We start from the raw sequence: 24,128 nt of genomic DNA on the forward strand, positions 1-24,128 counted from the left end.
GCGCAATTTCCAATACAATCCGTTACACACTGAAATCAGATCATCCAGTGCTGCCAATCCCGTTGAATATTTTCCTGTTCATCCAGCCATTCAAGTGTTCGATCAATCAGCCGTTGCCGCTCTTTACCTGACGAGAAAGTGTGATCTCCCTGGAAAATAATCTCTTTATCACAGCGTCCCTCTGGACGCATCCAGAATATCTTTTGAAACAGAAATGCATAATCCACAGGAATAATATCATCCGAGGTGCCATGAACAACGAGCACATCTCCGTTAAATTTAACGGCCTCCTGGAACGGCTGAAATTGAGCTAACGACTCAAAATAAGCAGGCGTAAACTTATAGCCCAAATAGTCGGCATGACCGGTTTTAACAGACTCATCGTACACGCTTCGCTCCGTAATTTTGACGATGTCATTGAACGGATAGCCCACTGCGGACCAAAGAACCAGATTTTGTACTCTCTTGTCCCGTACGGCTGTGAGAAGGGCAACTGCGCCCCCCAGACTGTGACCGATCAGCGTCACCTTGGTCGGGTCAATGTCCGCGCAATTGACGGCGTAATCCAACACGGTACGTGTCTGATTAATCATGGACTCTAACCCCTGCTTGCCATATTCCCCCGTGCTTTCTCCACAACCGGCAAAATCAAAGCGCAGGACAAAGTATCCCCCTTCGGCCAGTTCACGCGCAGTCTTGACGAATAATCGATCTACTCCGATACGATTGCCTACAAAACCGTGACATATAACAACGAGAGGAACCCTTCTCTGACGATCTCCCTCATTTGTACGGTTTGGATAATGAATTGTTGCTGCCAGTTCTTCATGTTCAAAGCGAATTCCAATTTGCCGTTCCATCCTGATTCCCCCTGTTTCAAGCTTCACTACACATTTATGAATTCAAACTCATATCGTAACGTGGAATATCCATCCAGGGTATTCATTCACTTTAATTCCGATAAGTTTAATAAGATTTTATAGTAAAGTCAGTCTATCATCGCCCTGCTTCCTTGTCAACCTGTCAGTTCACATCGTAAAAAAAGTAAACAAATAGCGCTCCCCGATGCGATTCCGGAGAACGCTATACTACATTTATTAGAGTGAATCCACTACATTAAAAGTAGACATTCGTTATTCGTAGCTGTTCCTAAACATTTGGTGGGTCTCCGTTCGTCCCTCCCACTCCAGCTTACAAGAGGCGCTGTTATGTTCATCCTCATGCCACAGGCTGCGGTAGTTCTGTTCACCTAGTTCACCCGCAAATTCTGTATCCTCAGCCATTTCGATATCGTCCAGTATACGGTACGTTGGAGATGATCCTTGAACGCTCCGGTGACTCACATTTGTAGACGAGGCCACCCCGCTATTCCCGTTCGAAGCGTTTGCCAGTCGTTTTTGGACTGAATAATCTGCCTGGTTCTCCAGTTTCATGATGCCACACCCTCTTAACGTTTATATTCAGGTTGCTCTATATGCTCACCCTGTATCCAGTTTGAGGAGAATGCAGCGGTAATATACATTTTATAGATAAAGTCTTTTGCCATCCGACGCTTCCTCACGTATACTGTCTTTGTTACGAAATGGCGGTTCCATCAGCCCGGGATACGCTCATAAAGCAGGAGGAAGAAATGAATAAAGCAAAAAATTATACGCTTATTGCATGGATTGCCTTGTCTATGTTTTTCTTGACACAGGCAATTATCGGATGGTTTGTCACCTTTACAGGTGGGAATATCAAACCCTTTGAAAAAATCAGCCTATCCACCCTTATCATCATCGCCGCAGGAGCCATTCTACTCGTTGAAGCTTTGATGAATTTTATGGACCGTCCCGAAGAAGGCGAGGAGACACAACAGCCAGACCATGCCCCTGTAGAGCCCCAGATGAATCTTAAATCCATCTTGATGTATGTTGTGTTAGTTGTCGTGATTCTTGTCGCCGGACTGGCGCTGCGCAGTGTACTGCCAGTATTCAGAATCTCACCTTGGGTGAATTTAATTCTCGCCGCCATTGGATTTATTGGACTCAAACCGATTTTTCTGCGTAAAAAACGTTCATAGCCCGCAATTCTCATTATATGGAGCTGCCTCATTTTGGATCGCAGCAGCTCCTTTTCATTTCGATCAGGCAACCGACTTACAGCTTGGGTGTGCGCCAAAAAGCCGTATTCCTGGCCTGCAAGAAGCTGCATGGGGGAATACGGCTTGATATACTTTAGAACTTATTTGGAAAATAGTTGTTCTGCATTATCCAGAGCAATTTTATGTCCCATCGCGGAATAGTCCAGCCAAGGTTGTCCGTCCAACATGTAGACATGCCCTTGCTTCACCGCCTTAAGACCTTGCCATACTGTATTTCCTTCCAGCTGCTTGTATACCTTTTGGGCATCCGCACCTTTACTGATGATAACAAGGATCGCATCAGCATCATAATCCGGTAAAACCTCTTGGGAAACAACCTGATAAGCCTTGTTGATCTTTTCTACACCTTTGGCTGGCTTCAAGCCCAAGTCCTGATACAACAGCGGTCCTACCGGACGCTTCATCCCCATAACACGGACCTCTTTCGCCGTCACACGTACAGCCATAACCGTTCCGTCCCCAATTTTTGAATGAATCAGCTTTTTGACTCGTTCCTTCTGTGTATCATAATCTTTTAGAAATGCGTCTGCCTGTGCTTCATGTTTGACCATAACGGCTATTTTTTTCAATTGATCCTTCCATGTGCCTTCATCCAGATCAAAAACTTCGGTTGGCGCAATTTTTTCAAACTTGGCCACATCGGTTCCCGAATATTTTTTATCCAAGAAAATATGATCAGGTTGAAGCTCCAGTACCGCTTCCATATCCGGGTCTGTGACAACACCTAGCTTACGGGTATTTTGAAGACGATCTTTTACATGGGGAAGAAAATCCTTCACATCTCCACCAATGACCGAACCAGCCGGAGTAATGCCCAATGCCAGCAGGTTGTTCGTCAAATGAATAGACATCGAAGCAATACGCGAATCCGCACTAATGGTTGTCTGCGCACTGCCAGCCGCTTTCGTATCGGTAGCCTGCTTGTCGGCTGCTTGTCCGCAAGCGGACAGCATGATCATGCATACAACAAGAGTTGTGACTATCCATGAACGTTTAAAACCTGAACCCTCAAATTTGTGTTTTCTCATGATTACTCTCTCCTATGCTACAGAAACTCTACATTATAACGATCAATATAGAAGGCTTCTACTTAGTTATTAATTTCAGCGGGTTGTATCATTTGCACCATATGATTTCATATGTACCTGATCCTTCTGTCATTTTGTTCGGGACAGCAGGAATAAAAAATACGGAGCTCCTACCACAGCAACCACTACACCTGCGGGAATCGCATTCGGCTGAAACACCGAACGCCCAATCGTATCTGCGGTGACCAGAATGACGACCCCGACCAAACAAGCTACTGGCAGCAAATGCTGGTACATCGGCCCAACCAGACGACGAGCCAGATGAGGTGCAATCAGCCCAATAAAACCGATGCCTCCGGCCATGGATACGCTGGCACTGGATAGAGCCACGGCTGCGCCCAGCAGTAATAGGCGCTGGCGCTTCACACTTGTGCCGATTCCAGCTGCGGTCTCGTCGCCCAACGACAGGTTGTTCAGACTACGCGTCTGCGACAGAACGTAGGGTAAAACAATGATTATCCAAGGCAGCAAAGCCGCTGCATGTATCCAGTCCCGGCCCCAAACGCTGCCAGCCAACCAACGTGCAGTAAATGCGTACGTATCCTCATCCAACCGCAACGACCAATACAGCGTTATGGCGCTAAGACCCGAGGCTACACCGATGCCGGACAAAATCAGACGCACGGGCACGATTCCTCTGCTGCGGCTATAGGACAACAAAACAATCAGCACGGCCGCAATGACACCTCCTGCAAAGGTAAACAAGGGGATCAGAACGGCGGCTGATCCGTCCAGATCGCGAAAAAAGCTAACGAATATTACCAGCCCCAACGCTGCCCCTGCGTGAAGTCCCAGAACTCCGGGATCAGCGAGTGCGTTCCGTGACAAGCCTTGCATGACCGCCCCGGCTGCGCCTAGTCCCGCTCCAGCCAGCACCGTTACAACGATACGAGGCAAACGATACTCGAACAGAACGATATGATCACGTCCACTGCCACCGCCAAACAACGTATCCAGCACGCGTAGCGGTGGAATACGAATCGTTCCGGTATTCAAACCCAAAACAAGGACGGCAAAGCTGATCCCCGCCAATACCAAACAAACGAGCCAAGCCTTTGTCGTCCTTGTATCCCCGGTCCCTAAAGAGCGTCTCACTATAAATCCCTCCTTTCCTTACGGGCGAGAAAGAGGAAAAAGGGGACTCCGATAAAAGACACCATAATTCCGATAGCTAGCTCCTCTGGTGGATTTGCCATTCTCGCTCCCAAATCTGCCAGCACCAGTAGCACGGCTCCCAATAACGCAGACAGCGGCACGATCTGGCGATAATCCACACCGATTAGCTTGCGAGCGATATGTGGGATAACCAAACCTACAAAGCCGATGGCTCCGGCAGCCGATACAGAGAGTCCAGCCAGTACTACTACAGTTAGCAGACCCAAAAGCCGGATACGCCTGAGATTCAACCCAAGGTTTAACGCCACCTCATCGCCCATCGAAATCAGCGAAATGGAACGTGCCAGCCCCATAGACCAGGCGATCACCATAAGTAAAATCGGTGCAAGAATCTCAAGCTGCGACCATTTAATCCCGGCTACACCACCCGCATACCAGAAGGCTAAATCCTGACTTAGATCAAAATAAATCGCAATCCCCGAAGTCATGGAACCTAACAAGGCAGCCGTCACAGCTCCAGACACCGTCAATCTCATAGGTGTCAATCCTCCCGGTGCAGATGCTCCCAGACCAAATACTAGTAAGGTACTCATCAGCGCCCCCAGGAACGACAATACAATTAACGTCCCATAAGGTAGATTGGGGAAAAAGGCAAAACTCACAGCAACTACAAACATCGCTCCTGCGTTAATGCCCAGCACACCTGTATCTCCCAGCGGGTTGCGTGTAATACCCTGAATCAGAGTGCCTGCCACCGCCAGCGCAGCTCCAATAACAGCTGCACCCAGTACACGCGGTAATCTCAGCTCGTGAATGATCTGATGTGTTATTAGCGAACGATCATAGTGAAATACTGCCGACCACACGGTGCTTACGGTCAAGTCCTTGGCTCCGAGAGAAATCGCGACGAATATGGCCAAGGCCAACAATACAGCAGAAGCTGTGAACAACAACGCCTGCCGAATCCTACCCGCTCGAAGCACTGGAGGTGCTGTTATGACTACTTTAGGAACCGCCCTCTCTGTCAGATCTGTATGTTTGTCCATGCTGTCTTTAGACTGCATTTGGTGAGGTCACTCCCTCCGTACCTGAAAATCATCACATCTTTCATAACGATAATGATAATTATTATCAACTTGATACATAATAGCATGTTTCTATGACATTGCAAGCCAAAAACTGTTCCCCTTAGGAGGAACAGTTTTTGAATATATCTATATGATTTTACTACACAGGTGACTCCAAACGGTCCTCTCTTTAGTACGTAGGCCAGCCTGCCGAATCCCATTTCAAATCACTAATCAGAAGCTTTGGATTTCCACCATCAGTGGCATCATAGGCATGACGTGCAATCACACTGTTGTTATAGACAGATTGTCCACCCGGTCCCTTCCAACGGTCATTCCCCGCATCCAGTATCGTTCCACCGCCATCCATCAAGCTTTTTCCGCTCTTGTCCACATACGGTCCGGTAATACTAGTAGAGCGACCGTAAATAATCTTATAATTACTATCCACGCCTTTGCAGCAGTTATCAATGGAAGCAAATAGATAATAATAGCCGTCGCGGTATGTAACATGTGGCGCTTCCAAACCACCAGCCGTACGCTTGGCGATAGAATAGATCTGGCCCGTAGGCTTCATCGTATTTTTGTCCAGTCGAGTCACTTTCAAGCCTGAATTCCATGAACCAAAGGAAAGCCACGGGTTACCAGAAGCGTCAATGACGAGATTCGGGTCAATAGCATTGTAATCGTTAGCATCCGTCGTACGCAGCACTAGTCCATCATCTCTCCAGCTCCCCGCGCCAATACTCGTTGCGGAGGCTAGTCCGATAGCCGAGGTCCGGGCACCAAAAGTAGAAATGGAATAGTACAGCCATACCCGTCCATTATACTTTTGAGCATCCGGTGCCCATACATCGTTAGGCTTTTGCTTAGGTACATACGATTTCCACCATGATGGCGGCGACAGGAATATTTGCGGCAATCTGTAAAAATTGCGTCCGTCGTCCGATCTTTGAACCTGTATCCCCTGCCCTGTGGAGAAAATATACCATGCGTTGCCTTCCTTCGTAATGGACGGATCATGCACTGCTACATCGCCAGTTAACGCCCAATGCTCTGCGGATGCAGATGGCATCACTGACAGCATTAAAGCAGCCGAGGTTACAGCAGCAAACGCCGTTCGGGTCAATTTACTCTGTACTGATTTTTTCCATGCTTTCAACATTCCTTCGCACCTCCGAATGAGTATCTTATAATGAAATTCAGGTGACACACCTATTACATTAGTGTTTATACTTATGAAGTTACCCATATATTAACCTATCATATTCACTTTTGTAAACGCTTTATTTCAAATAAAAAGAAATTTATAAACTATGCATTATACATAAAAAGGAGCCCGTAGGCTCCTTTTCAAATTAACATATTAAATAGATTTTCGTTTTTGTTCAGTTCCGTATATTTAAGCCCCTTGCGGTTCATTCGTTCAATTAAAGGAAGATAGTCTTCCTTCTGGAACAGCTCAATGCCGACCAGAGCTGGTCCATTTTCCTTATCATTCTTTTTCGTATATTCAAACCTAGTAATATCGTCGTCCGGTCCAAGCACATCCTGTAGAAACTCACGCAGTGCCCCGGCTCTTTGCGGGAAATTCACCATAAAATAATGCTTCAGTCCTTCGTAAATTAGGGACCGTTCCTTAATCTCCTGCATACGATCTATATCGTTGTTACCACCGCTGACGATACAGACAACCGTTTTGCCTTGAATTTGCTCGCGATACAGATCAAGTGCTGCCACAGGCAGTGAACCCGCAGGCTCCACAACAATCGCATTTTCATTATACAGTTCCAGAATCGCGGTACATGCTTTGCCTTCCGGTACCTTCACAATATCGTCCAAGGTGCGTTTACAAATATCGTATGTCAGCTGACCCACACGCTTCACCGCAGCTCCGTCAACAAACTTGTCTATTTGATCCAGTGTAACCACCTTGTGCAAACGCATCGCTTCCGTCATCGACGCCGCGCCGAGGGGCTCCACGCCAATTACCTTGGTGGACGGACTCACGGTTTTAACATACGTACCTACGCCTGCCGCCAAACCGCCGCCGCCAATCGTTACGAACACATAGTCCATAGGTGTATCTAGGCTCTCCATCACTTCCATCGCAATCGTACCATTGCCCGCAATAATTTTCGGCTGATCGAACGGATGGATGAAGGTCATTGCCTGCTCGCTGCACACCTTCATGGCCTCATCATAAGCATCGTCAAACGTGTCTCCGGTCAGAATGACCTCTACACTGTTACCGCCAAAGCGACGAACCTGCTTCACCTTCTGATTAGGCGTTGTACTCGGCATAAATATTTTACCGTGGATACCAAGTGCGTTACATGAAAAAGCCACACCTTGCGCATGATTCCCCGCACTCGCACACACGATGCCTTTTTCCATTTGCTCAGGAGTCAAGCTGCGGATCATGTTGTAAGCTCCACGGATTTTAAAGGACCGCACGACTTGGAGATCCTCTCTTTTCAGATACACATTACAGTTATATTTGGCCGATAGGACGGCATCCCTCTGTAAAGGTGTACGTACAATCACCTCACGCAGCATATGATGCGCTCGTACAATATCCTCCATGCCAACGGCTGACGCCATGGCCGGGTCAGTTTTCTGGGTTTCTGTTGGTTCCATAGGTTCTCCACGCTCCGCCTGAATATTTCTGTATTTGAAATCTTTCAAATATCATACCACGTTTACCCATAGCTTGTGCAGATGATAGCCATGAAAATGAGAATGAAAATCAATCGAATCCAAAAAAAGGCAGACCGGGACAATGCCCGATCAGCCTTTTTTGACGTTGCACATTTCTTGTACTCCGTTGCTCTATTTAATACCTTTCCGATTATCCTTTTACTCCGCCTGCCGTCATCCCTTCAATAAAGTAACGCTGGAAGAACAGGAACACGACGAGAATCGGTAAAATAGCCAAAACGGACCCCGCGATCAGCACATCATAATTGTTGCCATATGGCGTCAGCAGACTGGACAGTCCAATTGGCAGTGTCAGCATGTCGTTGGTACGCAATACAATCATCGGCCAGAGGAAGTTATTCCAACTGTTCATCGCCTGCAAAATAGCCATTGCCGCAAATGCAGGCGCCATCAGAGGCATCATAATCCGTACGAAAATGCCATATTCTGAACAGCCGTCAACCCGCGCAGCATCCATGAAGTCCTTGGGAACACCACTCAAATATTGACGGAAGAAAAAGATCGGGATCGGCGCAACGACAAATGGTAGAATTACACCCCATACCGTATTGATCAGCTTCATGCCGATCATTAGCTTGTAGAGCGGCAGCATGATAATTTCTACCGGGATCATCATCACAACCAGCACCAGTGTGAAAATCACATTTTTCAATCTAAAACGGTACATCTCCAGACCATAACCTACCATCGCGGACAATATCAGACATAACACCGTAAACAAGACGGTAATGACAATACTGTTCCAGTACCATTGAAAATAATCCGTCGTCCCCTGAAAGATGAACGCATAGTTTTTCAGGGACATGATGTCCCACTCCAGCTTAAGATTCAATCCGTAGCGCAATAGCTCCGTCGATGGCTTGAACGAGGCAAGCGTCACAGCAAATAGCGGAAACAGGGCAAACCCGGCAAACAGAATGAATAGGACAACGAGCAATGCGGATAACGAGCCTTTTTGTTTCTGAGCCATCGCTTAATCCTCCTTCCGGAACATGCCGAAAAATTTGAGCTGGATCAGGTTCAGCACTAGTGTAAATACGAGCAATACAATGCCCACTGCAGCTCCGAAGCCCATACTGTTCTGCTCCAGACCTTGGCGATAGAGATAGCCAACAATTGTTAAACCAATATCGTTCGGGGAGTTATTTCCGTTCCACAACATGTAGCTCTCCGTGAACATGGACAACCCCGCATAAATGCTAATCGTAAATACGTAGATCGTTACTGGTTTCAGCATAGGAATCGTAATCCGCCAAAATGAATCGAAACGACTGGCTCCATCAATCTGCGCAGCCTCATACAACTCAGGAGGAATGTTCTGGAGTCCCGACATGTAGTACAACATATTTACGCCCAACCATCTCCACAAGGCCAGCACAATCAACGCTAAAAAGCCGGTGTTCGCATTCATTAGCCATTTGTAAGGCTCCAGACCGAATACCCCCAACAGGGAGTTCATCAGCGAACCATCCAATTCCCCGAACATGAGGCGGAAGATCGTTCCTGCTACCACCACCGAGGTTAGTGCAGGTATAAACATCACGGAGCGAAACAACCCTCTGCCCGGCATTTTAGGCGAATTCAGCAATACTGCCAATACCAGCGGCAGAGGAATCAGCACGACTAGTGTAAGCAGCGTATACAGTACGCTGTTCAATATCGCCTTTCCAAACGTAGGATTGATTAAGTCCTTATAATTTTCCAGTCCAACATAAGTTGTTATCCCTGGCAGGACTTCCTGAAAGCTCATAATGACCGTCGAGATGACTGGATAGGCAAAAAATAGCGCAAAGGACAGTAAAAATGGAAGGACAAACACATACGGTGCCGTACGGCTGGAATGAATAAAGCGACTCCATCGGCTTCTGGTCGGACGCTGAGGTTGTGGCGGCTGACCTGTCGGTACATTAGCGTTCGTATGAACGGGCGTTGCCATGAATCTCACTCCCTTTCCTGTTGGGGTCTATCTCAGTTCATCTGCCAGCTCATGTAGCACCGTGGCTGGATCTTCGCCATTCTGTAGTGTCCGATAAAGTATTTTATTGCGCACAGCACTGGCAATATCAGGTGTTTTCGGTCCGATATGCACCGCATTGATTTCATCTTTGACTTCGATGAGCGTGTCAAAAATATTCGTTCCGAAATACTCCGTAAATTTATTCTTGGCTTTGGCTTCCGGCATGGTCCACACTTCACTGCGGATGGGATCAAAACCAAGCTGCTTCCAGATCTCCACATTCCCTTGCTTGGATAGCTTGGCAAAGGCTAGAAAGCGCATCGCCAGATCTTGGTGCTCTGATTGGTTCGTGACTACTGTTCCCGTTCCGCCCATACCCGCTGAGCGAAAACCGCCTTTTTCCCACGCTGGCATGGGTCTGATGATGATTTTCCCTTTCAGGTCAGGCATGTAATCCGTAAAACGTCCCATATACCACATCGGCATCCATACCGAAGCGGCCCCACCTTTGTTCATAAACCCGTAGTATTCCTCCATGTGGTGCCCGCCGCCTGGTGCGGGAATAGCGATTTTGTCTTTTACCATCTGCTGAAGAAACTCGAGTGTTTTAATATTCGTTTCGTTATCCAGCGTTAACTCGCCCTTGTCATCCAGAAAATCCGAATTCTGCTGGGAGATCATCGGCCAATAGTTCCACAGGTCATTCGTTTCCAGGGTCGCCATCGGCTTGCCTGTTTTCGCCAGCACTTGCTTGCCTGCAGCAGCATAGTCTGCCCAGGTGACGATGGAATCCGGGTCTACCCCCGCCTGATCCAAAATTTCTTTATTGTAATACATCACTTCGGCCCCGACATGGAAATCAATACCGTAATACTTCCCGTCTTTACCGTAAATCTGTACTCTGGAAGGCACAATGTTTTTGATCTCTGGGTCAATCACCGGATTGAGTGGGACCAGTTGCGGTATCCCTTTGAGGAAATTACCGATCTTGTTCACCTCGATATCCGCGATATCCGGCGCTCCCACCCCTGATTGCAGCGCAATCGACAGCTTGCTGTGGTGGTTGTCATAGGGGAATGTATTCGCTTTCAAATTAATCAGTTCATCAGGGTGCTGTTGGTTCCATTGGTCAGCCATTTGCAGAAAAAACTTCTCATGCAGTTCATTGAACGTCCATAATACAAGTTCTGTTCCCGGCCCATCCTTTTCATCGGTCTTGAAAGAACAGCCTTGCAGCAGTCCAGCCATCAAAACCACCGCCATAAGCATCAAAGCCATGCTTTTTCTTTGCAGCAGCATATCCTTCCCCCTTCGCATGATGAAATCCTAATTCATAAATGATTGCGCTTTCTTTTATTATTTAACATCAATACAAATTAGTTTACAACAACATTATTTATAAAATATTTATTTTCAATGCAGATTAGCGTCCCCCTTGCATTATAGGGGGAAAATGAATTGTATGAGGCTATGATGATTTTTGCATAAAAAAACGACCCAATTCCAATTGAAACTCGGAATTGGGTCGCGCTTTTTAAATTATTCTTGCGAATGTGCTGCTTCGTCCTTCACTTCTTCCCGAAATGATCTAATACTTTCTTTACGACGATTATTTTTTTCTTCGATCTGCTTACGCTCCTCGTTGCTGATTTCAGAGGAAAATTCGTTTAGATATCCTTCAGCTTCATGCAGGTTCTGCTGTGTGTTCTGAATACTTTGTTGCAAATGTTCAACATTGTCGGCTCGATTATCTGGTTTTGCCATTCGTTTGTCGCCTCCTAATAATGGGGTCGCTCAGTAGAGCGCTAATCCGTAGCTTGATCGCTATCGGATCATTTTATGCATTAAAATGCTCCCCAAACCACTTTCCTGCGGCTTCGGCTTCAGTCCGCGTCAATTGATGACCATTGCGTTCCCAATATGCTTCCACCTGCGCTCCGGCCCCTTCCAATAATGCTTGCAGCTCCTGAGATTCCGAAATCGGAACAATGGGATCATTCTCACCGGAAGATAAAAATACAGGGATACCATTCAAAGCGGGCAAATCCAGCCCACGCAACGGCACCATTGCATGGTGTAAAATAGCTCCACGTAACGCTTTTGCATCGTGAAAGAGCATGCTGGCGGCTATGTTTGCACCATTGGAATAGCCAAGAGCCACCACGTTATTACGATCAAAATCGTATTGCTCTGCAGCTGTATCCACAAATTCGCTCAATTCTTTGGTGCGAAATACGAGATCCTCAATGTCGAACACTCCTTCTGCCAAACGGCGAAAGAAACGCGGCATCCCATTTTCCAGCACATTTCCTCTCACGCCTAATACAGAAGCTCCCGGTGCTACCATCTCAGCCAAAGGTATCAGGTCTTGTTCGTTCCCGCCTGTACCATGCAACAGCAAAATAACTGGGGCTTGCGGATGAGTTCCTTTACGAAATACGTGTTTCATTTATATTTCCTCCTCAATTTTCTTTAAATTAAGATTCTTATTTTTATTATAAATTAATTATAGCCAACTTCGCTGCCTTTTACAAACCTAATGAGTCTGATCTAAATCTTTTTTCTAAAATGATGACTTGTTCCATTGACATGTAGTATAGCTCTATTTTACTATGATGTTAGATATTTAGAATATTATCTAAATATCTAAAGGAGGAAATGTATTTTGAACGATGCCTTCAAAGCTTTGGCTGATCCGACCCGGCGTACAATCTTACAGCTTTTAAAGGAGAAAAGTATGAGCGCAGGCGAAGTGGCTGAACATTTTCAAATTAGTAAGCCCAGTATCTCCCACCATCTCAATATCCTGAAGCAGGCTGGGCTGGTGCTGGATGAACGACAGGGGCAAAACATTATCTACACCCTGCATACAACGGTTGTGGCGGATGTCATCGGTTGGATGTTCAGTATCGCCCACTCTGATACCCCTGCCAAGAAAAATGTGAATCATATTAAAGATGCGGAGGAATCTGAATGAAATTGCGAACACCTTGGAGCTTGACGGATGTTTTGACGACTTTGATTGCCTTATCACCTGCTATAGGCGCTTTACTACTGTATAACCAACTTCCCGATGTGCTGGCCTCTCATTTTAGCTTTGACAATACAGCAGACGGGTATATGAGCAAAAGTGGTTCTATTATCATGCTCGTGCTGTTGGGTCTAGTACCACTGGTCATTCGATTAGCCCGCTACATGGACCCCAACAGAGCAAATTATGAGAAATTTTCAAAAGCCTATGAAGTTACGCGTATAGGTACTTCCCTGATCCTCGCTATAGCTGGTTGGGGAATGCTGCTGTATAACCTGAACATACGACTGCAAATGAATTCTGTAATTTTAGGGATAATAGGCCTGCTGCTGCTGGTGATGGGTAATTTTCTGACTCAGGTACAGCCGAACTATACCTTCGGTATCCGCACGCCGTGGACTCTGTCTAACCCCGAGGTGTGGCGTAAAACGCACCGTTTCGGCGGACCTATGATGATGCTCGGTGGTGCTTCGGGTTTGGTAGCGGCATGGGTCGGTGGAGTGGCCGGGACGGTCATTTTTCTCACCGGGCTGGGTATATCCGTCGTCACCCCCATCCTCTACTCCTTCCTCCTGCATCGCAAATTAAATCAACAGTAGGATACAGGACGTGGTAACTCTGTCCAAACGGACAAAAGCGTATGAGATGATCCCAATGCATAAATAAAAAAAGAACCTCCCATCCACGATTAACGTAGAATAGGAGGTTCTTTGTACATTTAATCTTTAATATTAGAACAGCAGCTTATCGGGATGCGTGCCTACACGCTCATCAAGATGAAGACCATTGATTCGTTCAATATCCTCAGCCGTCAATTCAAAGTCGAATAAATCAGCATTTTCGCGAATACGATGCGGGGTTACAGATTTGGGAATCGTCACAATCCCCCGATCCAGATGCCAACGCAAAATAACCTGCGAAGAGGTTTTACCGTATTTGGCAGCAATCTCAACGATGTCCGCTTGCTCGGTTAATTTCCCCTTCATCAGTGGACTCCACGATTCAAGCTGAATCTGGTGCTCCCGGCAGTATTGATGCAGTTCTTGTTGAGTCAGACGAGGGTGAAGCTCCACTTGGTTGATGACAGGAACCATGTTGCTGTCTTTGAGGAGGTCTTCGAGATGGTGAACTTGGAAGTTACTAACTCCGATAGCGCGTACGCTTCCTTCTTCATACAGTCGTTCGAATGCCTTCCAGGTTTCCTTGTACTTATCCTTGCCAGGCCAATGAATGAGATACAGATCAATGATATCCAGACCCAGCCGCTTACGGCTTTCCTCAAAGGCACGCAGTGTTGAATCGTAGCCCTGATCCTGATTCCATAGCTTGGTGGTTACAAACAGATTTTCTCTAGACGTCCCACTATCACGAATGGCTTGTCCAACCAGTTCCTCGTTACCGTAGATCGCCGCTGTATCAATGTGACGGTAACCGACCTCAATAGCTGTTTTGACCGCTTCGTAGACCTCATTGCCTTCCGCCTTGTAAGTACCAAAACCGAGCCAAGGCATCTGAACTCCGTTATTCAGTACAGTTGTATCCGCAATGTTCCCCATGTCTATTCCTCCTGTTCCTGATTATGAATGATCCAACGGGATGATTACAGTTTAGTTGCATCCTGAAAAGCATTCACTTGAAGCGGAGCAGCCAACAATTCTTTAGCCGCGGCAACAAATGCCTGGAAATGGGCAGAATTATTATGGAAATCTACAGCAGCAGCATCTTTCCACTCTTCAACCATCGTAAATGCGTTGGGATCATTCAGATCCTGCATTAACGTGTAGCGTACATTGCCTTCTTCAGCTTGGGATGCGCTGATCAGCCCTTCGGTTTGTTGCAAAAAAGCCTCTCTTTTTTCAGGTAAAACTTTCATATCGGCATGAATAATAATCATTTTATGTTCCTCCTCGTATTATGTAACTATTTCTATTATAGACCATTCTTTCGAAAGAATAAAAGTGCGGGCGTTTCTGTAATACAGTAAAATAGATCGTATGGGGGAGAAGATCGGCAGATCCGTTCCTCCTATATTTTGTTTAACGGCGGTGAAGGCATATGCGTTTTCAGACAAAACTAATGGTATTTATATCCCTTTTAGTACTGGTAGTTACCGGGCTGTTGGGATTATCCTTTCGATATATGATCACCTCCGCTCTATATGATGAAATCGGAGAAAGGGCGCTCACCGTCGCCAATACCCTCGCCGTAGATGCGCAGGTCAGAGACGCTCTGGAGCAGACTGAGACGACGCAATTGCGTTCGCGTATCAACGAGGTCATAAAACCTGTCCAAGCCAGCAGCGGCGCTGATTTTATTACTATTGCTGATCGTCATCTCATCCGGCAGTGGCATGTAAACCCAGAGCGCATCGGCACGCCTATGATAGACCCCATGAATGATAAGGTACTGCAAGGGCAGTCCTTTATCACTGAATCGACGGGCTCTCTCGGACCGTCAATACGCGCCAAAACAGCCGTTTATGATACGCAAGGTAAGGCCATCGGGCTCGTCTCTGTAGGTTTTTTAATGACAGATGTGCAGCAAAATATTCGTACATACACATATGCATGGCTCTGGTTTATGGTGGGCGCGCTGATGATCGGCATATTGGGAAGCCTGGTTATAGCGCAACGGGTACGCCGCGCACTGCATGGACTGGAGCCAGTGGAAATCGGACGGCTGTACCAGGAAAAGCAAGCTATTATTGAGTCCATCGGCGAAGGAATTATCGCGGTGAATAGTAACGGACAAATCACACTTGCCAATCCACAGGCAGCTCGCTTGATCGGACTCCCCGCGGAAACCTCTATCTACGGATGCGACCTTCGCCACTTGACAGGTGTTCCAGATGTACTGGTTGATATGCTTGTTGCCGATTACACAGTAGAGCATTCAACGATGGGGCAAGATCAGGGACAGGACATATGGAATAAGGAAATTGAGGTCCAGCAGCGAATTGTAGTCGTCAGCCGTGTGCCGATCCAGGATCGTTCCGGTCGCATCATGGGCACGGTTGCCAGTCTGCGTGACAAGACCGAACTGCTCCACATGACACAACAGTTGACAGAGGTCAAAGATTACGCGGAAGTACTGCGATCACAAACACACGAATACGCCAATCGGCTGTATCTCATATCCGGCCTGATTCAGTTGGAGTGTTATGACGAAGCGGTGGACTTTATCACCCAGGAATCAGAGGAATATCGTGTACACAGGCCGATTGGCACAGCTCTCCTAACCGATTCAATCATCGCCAGCCTACTGATCGGTAAGAAGAAACAGGCGCTGGAAAAAGGGGTTTTACTCCATTCTGATATTAAAGGAGCATTCTCAACCCAGTCCCCTACGTTGGAGTGGTCCTTTCTCGCTTCCATAGCCGGAAACCTGCTGGACAATGCCATGGAAGCTGTTGCGATGTCCTCCATCTCTGACGGACAGGTCTGGTTCCGGCTTGAAGAAACGACTGAAGCCATCATCGTCGAAGTTGCGGATAACGGATCGGGAATTTCGGACGATATCCAAGAAAAGTTGTTTGTCAGAGGAGCTTCGACCAAAGCAGAAGCAGGACATGGATATGGCCTTGCTCTCGTGCTGGAGTACACTGAACGAATGGGCGGCTCTATAGAAGTGCACAAGCGTCCTGGTGGAGGAAGTATTTTTGAGGTATACATTCCTTTAATTAGGACAGATACGAGTAATGATGCAAAAGGAGGTTATGCCCATGAATGAGCGGGTTGTATCGGACATTGAGGTTCTTATTATTGAAGATGATCCGCGAATTGCGGAGATTAACCGCCGATTTATTGAAAAGGTGGACGGGTTCACCGTATGTGCAATCGCGACGAACGAATTTGAGGCAAAACTTCAACTGGACGTGCTCCGTCCTCCTCTAGTCGTGCTGGATGTTTATTTTCCTGACACGGATGGTCTAACCCTGCTATCGTTCATCAAGCAACACTATCCGGGTACAGATGTTATTATGCTGACTGCCGCCAAAGAAGCTGAAACAGTGGTACAAGCCGTTCGAGCAGGCGTGTTTGATTTTATCGTAAAGCCGCTTATATTCGAGAGATTGCGTGCGACCTTGGAGGAATATGCCCGATTTCGGCGACAAATCACAACATGGCAAGAGGAACAATCCACAGTCGAACAATCTGAAATTGACAGTTTGCTTCAAAGCGCGGGCACCGGTCGGATGGCGGGGAACGGAGTTGGAGAACTATGGGCCAAAGGCATTGATAAAGTAACTTGCGACAAAGTGCTAGATCTCCTGAATCGACGGGGTGAGGTGACTACGGGTACAATGGGAATTGAGCTGGGTATGAGCCGTTCTACAGCCAGAAGGTATCTGGAGTATTTAGTGGAAAGTGGCGACGCGCACCACGATCAGGTGTACGGAACCGTCGGCAGACCGGAGCGTATCTATCGCCGACAGCGGAGGGATGCATAAACCGTCCAACTCTGATGTCCTGGTACTTCCCCCTCCTCCTATTCATAATTTTATTGAATTTAATTCACTTAATCGATCAAAACGGTTTAAATAACCACATTATTTACGTCCTCCTTCCCGATTGCTAGAATGATCAACAGTTAGTTGATTGATAATGATTATCAGTTTCTCTGATAATCATACTGGAACGGGGGATAACATATGGCAACACCGAAACAACCACTGCGCACAGGTATGCTGCTTGCAGCGGTCCTGGCACTACTGACGGTCATTATGGCGGGATGTGGAAGCCAGTCACAAGATAACAGCGCAGTAGCACCTCAAGCAACAGGCGACACTCGAATCATTAAACATGAGATGGGAGAAACCAAAGTTACAGGTACACCCAAAAGAATCGTAACCCTGGAATTCTCTTTTGTCGATGCCACAACCCAACTGGGCGTAACTCCTGTCGGTATAGCTCAGGAAAATGACGATGATATTGATGGGCTGCTCGGCAAGAAAATCGACTTCACACCAGTAGGCACACGCAAACAGCCAAACCTGGAAACGATCAGCTCCTTGAAGCCGGATTTGATTATTGCTGATCTGAATCGTCATAAAAGCATATACAAAGAACTTAGTGAGATTGCTCCGACCATTGTTCTAAAGAGCCGCAATTCCTCCTATGAACAAAACTTGGCATCCTTCGGTGTCATCGCCGATGCGTTGGGTGAGAAGGAAAAAGGCGAGCAAATTCTCGCTACGCATAAAGCTACAATGGAAAAGTTGAAAGAAGGCATCAAAGCTGGTGAGCCACGCAGCGTATTGCTAGGGGTATTCCGTTCTGATTCACTATCGGCTCACGGCGCTTCATCCTTTGATGGACAACTACTGGAGCAAGCGGGTATCCACAATGCCCTTCAAAATACAAGCGAGCCTACCGTCAAGCTGACGCTGGAGCAAATTTCACAAGCGGATCCTGATGTGATCTTTTTGGTGGAAGCCGATGAGAAGCTGATTGCGGAATGGAAGCAGAACCCGCTTTGGCAAAACATTACGGCCGTCAAAAAAGGGGAAGTTTACGAAGTAAACCGGGCACTGTGGACCCGGTACCGTGGACTCGGCTCAGCCGAAAAAATACTGGAGCAAGCCATTTCGCTTCTGTATCCCGCGCAAAGTAAAGGAGACGGCTCCCGTTGATCGGACAAGCCTCACGCGACCGGCTGAATAAGCCGGTCTTCTTTGCACTTATCGCTGCGTTGCTGGCTGGATTGCTGCTTAGCGTGGCGATTGGCCCAGTCAGGATGGACATCCCCACCATGCTGACTGCGCTGTTCACTGAGCATCCGTCTAAGGATCAGCTCATTGTCTTGACGGTACGCCTACCGCGTGCCGTTATTGGCCTAATCGTCGGGGCCGGGCTTGCCGTGGCTGGAGCCCTGATGCAGGCCATCACACGCAACCCGCTGGCTTCGCCGCAGGTATTCGGGGTCAGCTCAGGCGCTTCGCTGGCTGTCGTGCTGTCCGTCGTGCTGCTGCCGAATATCGGATCGTCCGGCAGCATTTATTTTGCTTTTGCCGGGGCCATCGCAGGCGGCTCCTTCGTATACGCGCTGGCCGGAACGGCGGGCATGACGCCGGTCAAGCTGGCCCTTGCCGGGATGGCCGTGCATCTGTTGCTGGCCTCCATCACCCAGGGACTGCTCGTGTTCAACGAGCAAATATCCGATGTGCTGTATTGGCTCGCCGGAGCCATCGACGGGTCCACTTGGGCCGACACGCGTCTGGTGCTGCCATGGTTCGCCGTGGGTATGATCCTTGCGCTGGCGCTGGCCCCCTCGCTATCTGTGCTGAGCCTCGGGACGGAGGTCGCACAGGGATTGGGACAAAACGTACGTCTTGTCCGTCTACTGGCCTCGGCCTCAGTGATTATGCTGGCAGGCTCTGCCATAGCGGTAGCCGGGTCCATCGGCTTTGTGGGCCTGATGGTACCGAATATCATCAAGATGTTTACAGGCGACAATTACAAACGGGTCATTCCCCTGTCTGCAATCTGCGGAGCTCTGCTGCTGACATATGCAGACGTGCTTGGACGATTTATTGCATTTCCTTATGAATCACCCGTTGGCATTGTAACCGCGCTGGTGGGTGCGCCCTTCTTTTTATATCTGGCGCATAAGAACGGGAGGGCTTCACGATGAAAAAACTGTGGATTTTACTCGCGCTCATGCTGGGTGTTGCTTTTATAGCTATAGGCGTGGGCAGCACCTACATTACGCCCTCTGAGCTGATCAAGGCTCTGACGGATCGGAATGCCTCTCCCTGGTTCATCGTTCATCATTATCGGCTGCCACGCGGTCTGCTGGCCATCATGGCCGGAGCTGGGCTGGCAGTAGCCGGTGTTCTGCTGCAAGGCATGATCCGCAACCCGCTAGCCTCGCCAGATGTGGTAGGTGTATCCAAGGGGGCCGGCTTTGCGGCGGTTCTCGTCATCGTGCTGCTGCCCTCATCCCCAGTGGCACTGCTGCCTGTAGCCGCCTTTGTCGGGGCTGGGCTAGCTGCACTGTTGCTCGTACAGCTTTCGATGAAGGGAGGCATGCGTCCCAATATGCTAGCCTTGACCGGACTGGCGGTGGGCGCTATTTTTCAGGCTGCGACCGATTATATACTGGTCAAGTATCCACTCGAAGCCAGCGATACGCTCACTTGGCTAGCTGGAAGTCTGTGGGGCAAAGGCTGGGACGAAGTGTATGGGCTACTGCCGTGGTTAATCGTGTTGCTGCCTCTCGCCTATACACTACAGCGCAAGCTGGACATTATGAGCCTAGATGAGGAAAGCTCTGCTGGGCTGGGACTTAGCGTGAAGCGTGTGCGTACAGGACTGCTAGCCGTGTCAGTCGCCTTGGCTGCCTCCTGTGTCGCTGCCATCGGCTCCATCGGATTTATTGGACTGCTGGCACCGCATCTGGCACGGCGGTTATTTGGCAATCGCCACCGCTATCTATTGCCCGGTTCGGCGATGATCGGCGCTCTGATTCTCGTCCTCGCTGACGCGCTGGGACGAGGTCTGAAGCCGCCGCTCGAAATTCCCGCTGGCATCGTGACAGCCGTCATTGGCGCGCCATATTTTCTGTATCTATTGCTGCGGGAACGCAAACAAAAAGACAGCGGATAGGCTGAGGATAAGAAGTTGCGCAGCGCAGCTAAACGCAGTACTATACCCTAGCGTTTAGCTGTGCTACCTCTCCACCTGTACACCGATACGCCGATTAACTTCTTTTCTAAACGATTCATCATGCAGTAACCTCTTTTTAAAATCATTTATCATTTCGGGAAAGCTGGCATTTGTGCTTGGGTCCAAATCGTTAAAAAAGACAGCTAGCTCTGTCGAATGCCCTTCCTTATCTGTCGCATACATGGCCAGTGTCAAAACATAAGCTGTAGAGCCACCTTTTTGCCCAGTATGTTTCAGGGATTGCTGGTTTTCAGGAAGAACCATAAATGGTTCCTCCAACACCTCGGACAATAACTTTTGCTCAGCTTTTGTGAACCCTTGACGACGATTTAGCTTACTCATTAAAGAGGCATAATCGGCTGTCGTTGAAGCTATAAAGCGATCCGTATTGATACGATCATAATCCTGATCATACCAAGTCGTAATATCTGCGTTTCTCTTGTAAGAACCACTCACATCACGGCGCAGCTTGTTATGAATTACGCGGGCATATCGGCGAAATTCCGTATCAGACATCGCCTGAATGGCTTCTTTGGCAGAAATATTATTCTTTGTATTATTCCAATTCTCACCTTGTCTTTCCTTCATCCATTCGTAGGGAATCAAAATGGAGGATACAAACGGATAAATGGGATCATGATTTTGCAGCCCCATTTTGGCTCTCGTCCGATTGATCGCATCCACCCCCAGTTTGTCCATTAAATACTCCGCATTGGCGTTGGAACTGAATTGAATCATCCCCTTGGCGACGTCTCGTACAGATACAGTTTCATTCTGTATCCGCCCTTTAGCCTCCATATTCTGTAGCCACGCCGTATGAGCACCCCCATCCAAACCCGGCAAATAAAACCTTTCCAGCGAAATCAGCTTCACTCTCCCGTCCGGATTAATCTTACCCACCATCGCTTGCTTGGCATATTCGATCGCAATGATTGTTTTGACGGTGCTCGCCAAAGGCATCATCCGATTTTCTTCTTGGCCTGCCAACTTTTTTCCATCTCTCAGAATCGTAATCGAAACTTTTTCTGCATTCGCTTCCACAAAATGAAGTAAACGGCGGGCAGCATCCTGTTCCTTCGTTTCTTCCTTAACGTCAGCTGCAATCGCAGATGTGGGCCGGACGGTATTCGGGGGATTAGCCACTTGATTCTGCATGAAAGATAGTAAGCCTGCCGCTACACCCATAACGATGAGTACTGTAGCCAAACTAGTTGCTACCACGATAAGGCGCTTTCGTTTCACTATTACCTCCCCCCGTATGCACTTCACACACAGGTTTATTTTCCCATTTTTATATTTCAATTTCTATTTTAAACGAAAACACAGTACAAAAAGTTTCATTACGTGTCATATTTTCAAATAACATAAAAAAGAGAGCCTCCTGTATATAACACAGGCTGACTCTCTTTCACTACCCTTCGACACTTATGCTGGATAGGGTACTTCGGTTCCATTCAATATGAGGTGCATCCGAATTTCCGCTTTTAAGGAATCGGATACCGCACAATATTTTTCCTTACCCATCTGAATCGCTTTCCATACGCGGTAATCTGGAATATCTCCATCTACGTGGAATGTCAGATCAATCGCGGTAAAGCCTGTCGGCATTTCTTCCTTGCGCGTACCTTCTGCGTCAATATCGATGCGAGTAATGTCCGACAAGAAACGATCCAAAATCATCGTAATATCAATGCCCATACATCCCGCCAGACCCGCCAACAGCAGTTCCATGGGTGTCATCCCTTTACCATCACCGCCATAAGCCGCCGTAGCATCCATCCCAACGGAATAACCGGATGGTCCCTCCGAAGTAAACGCGCGTTTGCCGTGCCAAGTTGTAGATACTTTCATGTTTAAAGGCCTTCTTTCCATCTTAATAATCTATGATTTATCCTCGATCTTACTTTAAAATTCACTGATTTGGCGTAAAAATTTCTGTGTTCTCTCATGCTGGGGAGTGTCAAAAAACGCCTGTGGCGCTGCCTCCTCCAAAATGATACCATCTGCCATAAATACGACCTTGTCCGCCACCTCGCGAGCAAATTTCATCTCGTGAGTAACGACGACCATCGTCATTCCGTCTTGAGCCAACTCTCGCATAACTCCCAGTACTTCCCCTACCAGCTCGGGATCAAGCGCCGATGTCGGCTCGTCGAACAGCATAATCGCCGGGTCCATCGCCAGCGCACGCGCAATGGCTACTCGTTGCTGTTGTCCACCGGACAGACGAGAAGGATGTACATCCTGCTTGTCCGATAACCCTACCCGCTCCAACAACCGTTGTCCGATGGACATAGCCTTGTCGCGCGGCATTTTTTTTACTGTCAGCAGTCCTTCAATGACATTGCCGATTGCGGTTTTGTGCGGATACAGATTGAATTGCTGGAACACCATCCCTGTCTGTTTGCGAATCTCACGAATGGCTGCTTGGCGGACACGAACGGGAGCCGTAGCATCGACCTCAATCCCATTCACCTCAAACTTGCCGGAAGACAGCTCTTCTAGACCGTTCAGGCAGCGCAGCAAGGTACTTTTACCTGAACCGCTCGGGCCGAGTAATACGACGATTTCACGAGCGGCAACCTGAAAATCAATGCTTTTCAGAACCTCTACCTGTCCGAATCGTTTACCTAATCCGTTAGTTGTTATCATCATCTATCATCTCCACCTTAATAAGCTCGAGCCAGACGCTTTTCCACCCGCTCCAGTATAGCGGAGAATCCAATGCTCATAATCCAGTACATCAGGCCAATTTCGAGCAGAAACGGCATGTAAAGCAAATACTGCGCCTGTAAAAGCTGTGCCTGCCGCATCAATTCACTGACCCCGATAACCGACACCAGCGACGTTTCTTTAAGCATACCTACAAATGTATTCCCCATCGGTGCAATTGCGATCCGTACCGCCTGAGGAAGAATAATACGCCACATCGTTTGACCAGGCGACATTCCCGTTGCATAAGCTGCCTCGGTCTGTCCCTGGGGTACGGCTAAAATAGCTCCACGGAACGTCTCCGATAAGTACGCCCCTGTATTAATGCTAAGTGCCAGACAAGCAGCTGTCAGCGATCCGAATGATATTCCATAATCATCCAGTCCATAATAAATGACCGCAATCTGCACCAAAACCGGCGTCCCCCGAATGATCGATACATACATGCGCGCCAGCCATCGAACAGGTCGATTCCCCTTCAACCGGGCCACAGCAACAATCAAACCAATGATTAGGCCAAAAAACATAGAGACAATCGTAATATATAGTGTATAATAAGCACCCTTTAATAAAAAAGGGACGTTCTCCCACATTAATTCAAGCATTGGTTATATTCCCTTCTTTCA

The 24,128-nt window shown here is 47.8% G+C and carries 26 protein-coding genes; 8 read left to right on the forward strand and 18 right to left on the reverse strand.

What is annotated here, in order from left to right; translation table 11 throughout:
- Positions 1–35: 35 nt before the first annotated feature.
- Positions 36–860, reverse strand: coding sequence for an alpha/beta hydrolase (locus NLX78_RS18050; RefSeq protein WP_068938549.1), 825 nt, complete (start codon positions 858–860; stop codon positions 36–38).
- Between the two features lie 273 nt (positions 861–1,133).
- Complete coding sequence (locus NLX78_RS18055; protein WP_250259363.1) at positions 1,134–1,433, reverse strand: hypothetical protein; 300 nt, start codon at positions 1,431–1,433, stop codon at positions 1,134–1,136.
- A 197-nt stretch (positions 1,434–1,630) separates the two neighbouring features.
- Between NLX78_RS18055 and NLX78_RS18060 the strand changes: the two genes are divergently transcribed.
- Complete coding sequence (locus NLX78_RS18060) at positions 1,631–2,062, forward strand: hypothetical protein (protein WP_254351173.1); 432 nt, start codon at positions 1,631–1,633, stop codon at positions 2,060–2,062.
- Between the two features lie 161 nt (positions 2,063–2,223).
- Here NLX78_RS18060 and NLX78_RS18065 read toward each other — a convergent pair whose 3' ends face one another.
- From NLX78_RS18065 to NLX78_RS18110, 10 genes are all read right to left on the reverse strand, one after another.
- Positions 2,224–3,171 (reverse strand): ABC transporter substrate-binding protein, encoded by a 948-nt coding sequence (locus NLX78_RS18065; RefSeq protein ID WP_254351174.1) that lies wholly within the window; start codon positions 3,169–3,171, stop codon positions 2,224–2,226.
- A 129-nt stretch (positions 3,172–3,300) separates the two neighbouring features.
- A complete protein-coding gene (locus tag NLX78_RS18070) occupies positions 3,301–4,326 on the reverse strand; it encodes a FecCD family ABC transporter permease (protein ID WP_254351175.1) in 1,026 nt (341 codons plus the stop codon).
- Positions 4,326–5,345 carry a FecCD family ABC transporter permease gene (locus tag NLX78_RS18075; RefSeq protein WP_483311687.1) on the reverse strand — a complete coding sequence of 340 codons (1,020 nt, stop codon included), beginning with the start codon at positions 5,343–5,345 and terminating at the stop codon, positions 4,326–4,328. Before NLX78_RS18075 ends, NLX78_RS18070 begins: the two co-directional genes overlap by 1 nt.
- A gap of 259 nt (positions 5,346–5,604) precedes the next feature.
- Entirely contained in the window at positions 5,605–6,579 is a 975-nt protein-coding gene (abnA, locus tag NLX78_RS18080) for an arabinan endo-1,5-alpha-L-arabinosidase AbnA (RefSeq protein WP_250259370.1), read from the reverse strand.
- A gap of 188 nt (positions 6,580–6,767) precedes the next feature.
- Entirely contained in the window at positions 6,768–8,054 is a 1,287-nt protein-coding gene (gene ilvA, locus NLX78_RS18085; RefSeq protein ID WP_254351177.1) for a threonine ammonia-lyase IlvA, read from the reverse strand.
- Positions 8,055–8,265: 211 nt separating this feature from the next.
- Positions 8,266–9,105, reverse strand: coding sequence for a carbohydrate ABC transporter permease (locus NLX78_RS18090; RefSeq protein WP_029517136.1), 840 nt, complete (start codon positions 9,103–9,105; stop codon positions 8,266–8,268).
- Positions 9,106–9,108: 3 nt separating this feature from the next.
- On the reverse strand, positions 9,109–10,071 hold the full coding sequence (locus NLX78_RS18095; protein ID WP_023987071.1) for a carbohydrate ABC transporter permease: 963 nt from the start codon (positions 10,069–10,071) through the stop codon (positions 9,109–9,111).
- Between the two features lie 27 nt (positions 10,072–10,098).
- Entirely contained in the window at positions 10,099–11,391 is a 1,293-nt protein-coding gene (locus NLX78_RS18100) for an ABC transporter substrate-binding protein (protein WP_061830863.1), read from the reverse strand.
- A gap of 240 nt (positions 11,392–11,631) precedes the next feature.
- The gene (tlp, locus tag NLX78_RS18105; protein WP_013308822.1) at positions 11,632–11,856 is read right to left on the reverse strand and encodes a small acid-soluble spore protein Tlp; all 225 of its coding nucleotides are present in this window, start codon (positions 11,854–11,856) and stop codon (positions 11,632–11,634) included.
- A 73-nt stretch (positions 11,857–11,929) separates the two neighbouring features.
- A complete protein-coding gene (locus NLX78_RS18110; protein ID WP_061830865.1) occupies positions 11,930–12,541 on the reverse strand; it encodes an alpha/beta hydrolase in 612 nt (203 codons plus the stop codon).
- 216 nt (positions 12,542–12,757) lie between these two features.
- Between NLX78_RS18110 and NLX78_RS18115 the strand changes: the two genes are divergently transcribed.
- A complete protein-coding gene (locus NLX78_RS18115; protein ID WP_061830867.1) occupies positions 12,758–13,069 on the forward strand; it encodes an autorepressor SdpR family transcription factor in 312 nt (103 codons plus the stop codon).
- Positions 13,066–13,722: an SdpI family protein gene (locus tag NLX78_RS18120; protein WP_254351178.1), complete on the forward strand. Its 657-nt coding sequence runs from the start codon at positions 13,066–13,068 to the stop codon at positions 13,720–13,722. The genes NLX78_RS18115 and NLX78_RS18120 overlap by 4 nt, the downstream gene beginning before the upstream one ends.
- A gap of 132 nt (positions 13,723–13,854) precedes the next feature.
- On the opposite strand, the gene NLX78_RS18125 is transcribed toward NLX78_RS18120, so the two are convergent.
- Positions 13,855–14,679 carry an aldo/keto reductase gene (locus tag NLX78_RS18125; protein WP_235307288.1) on the reverse strand — a complete coding sequence of 275 codons (825 nt, stop codon included), beginning with the start codon at positions 14,677–14,679 and terminating at the stop codon, positions 13,855–13,857.
- A 44-nt stretch (positions 14,680–14,723) separates the two neighbouring features.
- Positions 14,724–15,017: a putative quinol monooxygenase gene (locus NLX78_RS18130; protein WP_250259376.1), complete on the reverse strand. Its 294-nt coding sequence runs from the start codon at positions 15,015–15,017 to the stop codon at positions 14,724–14,726.
- 182 nt (positions 15,018–15,199) lie between these two features.
- Here NLX78_RS18130 and NLX78_RS18135 point away from each other — a divergent pair, with 182 nt between their 5' ends.
- The 5 genes from NLX78_RS18135 (at position 15,200) to NLX78_RS18155 (ending at position 20,730) form a co-directional block, all read left to right on the forward strand.
- Positions 15,200–16,852, forward strand: coding sequence for an ATP-binding protein (locus NLX78_RS18135; RefSeq protein ID WP_483311686.1), 1,653 nt, complete (start codon positions 15,200–15,202; stop codon positions 16,850–16,852).
- Positions 16,845–17,573 (forward strand): response regulator, encoded by a 729-nt coding sequence (locus NLX78_RS18140; RefSeq protein ID WP_254351179.1) that lies wholly within the window; start codon positions 16,845–16,847, stop codon positions 17,571–17,573. The genes NLX78_RS18135 and NLX78_RS18140 overlap by 8 nt, the downstream gene beginning before the upstream one ends.
- Positions 17,574–17,774: 201 nt before the next feature.
- Positions 17,775–18,755 (forward strand): ABC transporter substrate-binding protein, encoded by a 981-nt coding sequence (locus tag NLX78_RS18145; protein WP_069291128.1) that lies wholly within the window; start codon positions 17,775–17,777, stop codon positions 18,753–18,755.
- Positions 18,752–19,756 (forward strand): FecCD family ABC transporter permease, encoded by a 1,005-nt coding sequence (locus tag NLX78_RS18150; protein ID WP_069012865.1) that lies wholly within the window; start codon positions 18,752–18,754, stop codon positions 19,754–19,756. The genes NLX78_RS18145 and NLX78_RS18150 overlap by 4 nt, the downstream gene beginning before the upstream one ends.
- The gene (locus NLX78_RS18155) at positions 19,753–20,730 is read left to right on the forward strand and encodes a FecCD family ABC transporter permease (protein ID WP_254351180.1); all 978 of its coding nucleotides are present in this window, start codon (positions 19,753–19,755) and stop codon (positions 20,728–20,730) included. Before NLX78_RS18150 ends, NLX78_RS18155 begins: the two co-directional genes overlap by 4 nt.
- 63 nt (positions 20,731–20,793) lie before the next feature.
- On the opposite strand, the gene NLX78_RS18160 is transcribed toward NLX78_RS18155, so the two are convergent.
- From NLX78_RS18160 to NLX78_RS18175, 4 genes are all read right to left on the reverse strand, one after another.
- Positions 20,794–22,032: a serine hydrolase gene (locus tag NLX78_RS18160; protein WP_254351181.1), complete on the reverse strand. Its 1,239-nt coding sequence runs from the start codon at positions 22,030–22,032 to the stop codon at positions 20,794–20,796.
- Positions 22,033–22,215: 183 nt separating this feature from the next.
- Entirely contained in the window at positions 22,216–22,641 is a 426-nt protein-coding gene (locus NLX78_RS18165; RefSeq protein WP_023987060.1) for an OsmC family protein, read from the reverse strand.
- Positions 22,642–22,695: 54 nt separating this feature from the next.
- Positions 22,696–23,445 carry an amino acid ABC transporter ATP-binding protein gene (locus NLX78_RS18170; RefSeq protein WP_013308809.1) on the reverse strand — a complete coding sequence of 250 codons (750 nt, stop codon included), beginning with the start codon at positions 23,443–23,445 and terminating at the stop codon, positions 22,696–22,698.
- Positions 23,446–23,459: 14 nt separating this feature from the next.
- On the reverse strand, positions 23,460–24,107 hold the full coding sequence (locus tag NLX78_RS18175; RefSeq protein ID WP_039272371.1) for an amino acid ABC transporter permease: 648 nt from the start codon (positions 24,105–24,107) through the stop codon (positions 23,460–23,462).
- Positions 24,108–24,128: the final 21 nt, after the last annotated feature.

It is taken from the genome of Paenibacillus sp. Lou8.1, assembly GCF_024213565.1.
In the GTDB taxonomy this organism is placed as follows: domain Bacteria; phylum Bacillota; class Bacilli; order Paenibacillales; family Paenibacillaceae; genus Paenibacillus; species Paenibacillus polymyxa_B.

Coding starts and splice junctions, on each gene's coding strand:
- ilvA (WP_254351177.1), bottom strand. CDS start 8,054: ATGGAACCAACAGAAACCCAGAAAACTGACCCGGCCATGGCGTCAGCC.
- NLX78_RS18090 (WP_029517136.1), bottom strand. CDS start 9,105: ATGGCTCAGAAACAAAAAGGCTCGTTATCCGCATTGCTCGTTGTCCTA.
- NLX78_RS18055 (WP_250259363.1), bottom strand. CDS start 1,433: ATGAAACTGGAGAACCAGGCAGATTATTCAGTCCAAAAACGACTGGCA.
- tlp (WP_013308822.1), bottom strand. CDS start 11,856: ATGGCAAAACCAGATAATCGAGCCGACAATGTTGAACATTTGCAACAA.
- NLX78_RS18100 (WP_061830863.1), bottom strand. CDS start 11,391: ATGCTGCTGCAAAGAAAAAGCATGGCTTTGATGCTTATGGCGGTGGTT.
- abnA (WP_250259370.1), bottom strand. CDS start 6,579: ATGTTGAAAGCATGGAAAAAATCAGTACAGAGTAAATTGACCCGAACG.
- NLX78_RS18130 (WP_250259376.1), bottom strand. CDS start 15,017: ATGATTATTATTCATGCCGATATGAAAGTTTTACCTGAAAAAAGAGAG.
- NLX78_RS18095 (WP_023987071.1), bottom strand. CDS start 10,071: ATGGCAACGCCCGTTCATACGAACGCTAATGTACCGACAGGTCAGCCG.
- NLX78_RS18050 (WP_068938549.1), bottom strand. CDS start 860: ATGGAACGGCAAATTGGAATTCGCTTTGAACATGAAGAACTGGCAGCA.
- NLX78_RS18060 (WP_254351173.1), top strand. CDS start 1,631: ATGAATAAAGCAAAAAATTATACGCTTATTGCATGGATTGCCTTGTCT.
- NLX78_RS18065 (WP_254351174.1), bottom strand. CDS start 3,171: ATGAGAAAACACAAATTTGAGGGTTCAGGTTTTAAACGTTCATGGATA.
- NLX78_RS18155 (WP_254351180.1), top strand. CDS start 19,753: ATGAAAAAACTGTGGATTTTACTCGCGCTCATGCTGGGTGTTGCTTTT.
- NLX78_RS18135 (WP_483311686.1), top strand. CDS start 15,200: ATGGTATTTATATCCCTTTTAGTACTGGTAGTTACCGGGCTGTTGGGA.
- NLX78_RS18125 (WP_235307288.1), bottom strand. CDS start 14,679: ATGGGGAACATTGCGGATACAACTGTACTGAATAACGGAGTTCAGATG.
- NLX78_RS18120 (WP_254351178.1), top strand. CDS start 13,066: ATGAAATTGCGAACACCTTGGAGCTTGACGGATGTTTTGACGACTTTG.
- NLX78_RS18165 (WP_023987060.1), bottom strand. CDS start 22,641: ATGAAAGTATCTACAACTTGGCACGGCAAACGCGCGTTTACTTCGGAG.
- NLX78_RS18110 (WP_061830865.1), bottom strand. CDS start 12,541: ATGAAACACGTATTTCGTAAAGGAACTCATCCGCAAGCCCCAGTTATT.
- NLX78_RS18170 (WP_013308809.1), bottom strand. CDS start 23,445: ATGATGATAACAACTAACGGATTAGGTAAACGATTCGGACAGGTAGAG.
- NLX78_RS18145 (WP_069291128.1), top strand. CDS start 17,775: ATGGCAACACCGAAACAACCACTGCGCACAGGTATGCTGCTTGCAGCG.
- NLX78_RS18175 (WP_039272371.1), bottom strand. CDS start 24,107: ATGCTTGAATTAATGTGGGAGAACGTCCCTTTTTTATTAAAGGGTGCT.
- NLX78_RS18140 (WP_254351179.1), top strand. CDS start 16,845: ATGAATGAGCGGGTTGTATCGGACATTGAGGTTCTTATTATTGAAGAT.